Source organism: Vibrio sp. YT-19(2023), assembly GCF_033337395.1.
On record NZ_JAWOQN010000091.1, the window covers coordinates 1 to 1,597 of the forward strand.

Annotated in this window: 1 protein-coding gene and 1 tRNA gene; both read right to left on the reverse strand. The window is 45.7% G+C overall.

All coding sequences use genetic code 11. The features are described from left to right. Positions 1–5 precede the first annotated feature (5 nt). Positions 6–82 (reverse strand) — tRNA-Arg (locus R7E78_RS24030). Positions 83–261: 179 nt separating this feature from the next. Continuing rightward, complete coding sequence (locus R7E78_RS24035; protein ID WP_005496141.1) at positions 262–1,395, reverse strand: flagellar assembly protein FlgT; 1,134 nt, start codon at positions 1,393–1,395, stop codon at positions 262–264. Positions 1,396–1,597 lie beyond the last annotated feature (202 nt).

Genomic DNA, 1,597 nt, shown 5'->3' on the forward strand with positions numbered 1-1,597 from the left:
TGATATGGCGCCCCCAGTAGGATTCGAACCTACGACCTGTCCCTTAGGAGGGGACTGCGCTATCCAGCTGTGCCATGAGGGCGTAATACCAATCACAGTAACTATTGGGTTATTGCTACAGGTTAAACAAATTCACAGCCATGCTGCTGATTTCTTTAACCCTAGTGCTAACTTGTTAGTTACTTAGACAGGCATAATCAAATAAGATGCGTTGTCTATGATATTCAAAAGTAAGCATATCTCAAGGCTTAATGTGACCTTTTATAAGATCTTGTTCATTACATCGCCAATTTGAACGCTGGACGCCAAATTCGGCTGATCAATCGTCAATTCTGCTTCTTGTTCATAGATGCGGGAGACCGTCAACGTGATCTCGCTTTGCGACACTTTATTACGCGGTAAACCCTTTTGATCGATGAATGATGCCGTGTGCCACAGTTGCAGTTTGTCACCTTCTTTTACGCCGTGCATGCGGCCCAGATCCATCGTGACGGTGTTGCCAAAAACGGCCACCACTTCCGGTAGGGTAATCTTGCAAGACAGTTCGGACTCGAGGTCTAACATGATGTTACGGCTGACGCGTAGCATCATTTCGCCATAGGTCGATGCCCAGAAACGTGCACTACGAGTATCCACTTGGCTGGTTTTGGCGAATGGCCAACGCGCGACTTCGCGGTAGGCTTTGTTGAAGACTTCATGGCCCGTCTTGCCATCGAAGACTTTCATCTCTAAAGCAAACTGACGGTTAATGATGTCGTCTTTTAAGAGTTGAGATTCAATCGTTGCCGTTAAGTCAGTGATCACGCCGCCAATAATGTATTGTGCGCCGTTGTCCTGCGCAATCATTTGAGTGCGAGCTGGATAATTGCTGCTGATTGAGTAGTCTGTCGTGCCAACAGAAACGAAGCTGCGCGAGGTTTGATCCAATTGGCGATTAACGACTTTGCTGAAATCATCACCTACTTGGTAGATTTGCCCCATGACTGCTTGTTGGGGAGAGGCAACGTCAATGTTACCGACCAAAATAGTCTTTTTGTATTGATCCGTGTGGCAACCCGTTGCCGATGGATAAATGTCCACTCGGATCTTCATTTCCATTTTACCACCGCGTTTGCGCTCAGATTCCACGAGAATGTAGCGCACCTCATGGTTAGTAAACTGATATTCTTTGCGGTTTTCTTCCAATAGCGGCATCAAATTACTGATGCTGCCAATGTCGGCGCCCGAAAAGTTGACGGCTTTGAATAGAGCGTCTTCCAACGCATGGAGCCTTGCCGCATCTTCAGAAGAAACGATCGTGGCAACGCCTGTCACTTCGTACCAAGACGCCACTGCACGAAATGGCAGAAGCATAACGAAAGTGATTGAAAGTAGGCTAAATAATATTTTTTTCATTGGGTATGACCGTTCGGGTATAAATATTGCTATATCAATTTCAGTGAAGTTTGGTGGCGTTTTCTTAGTTCGACAAACAAAGAAAAGCAAAGACTGTTCCAATATTACCTTTACTCAGTAAGGAATTGTGAAAGAACAGTGCCACCCAAGATTATCTGGAGAATCAAACCATGAAAAAGTGGCTTGTCGCCGCATCGATGAT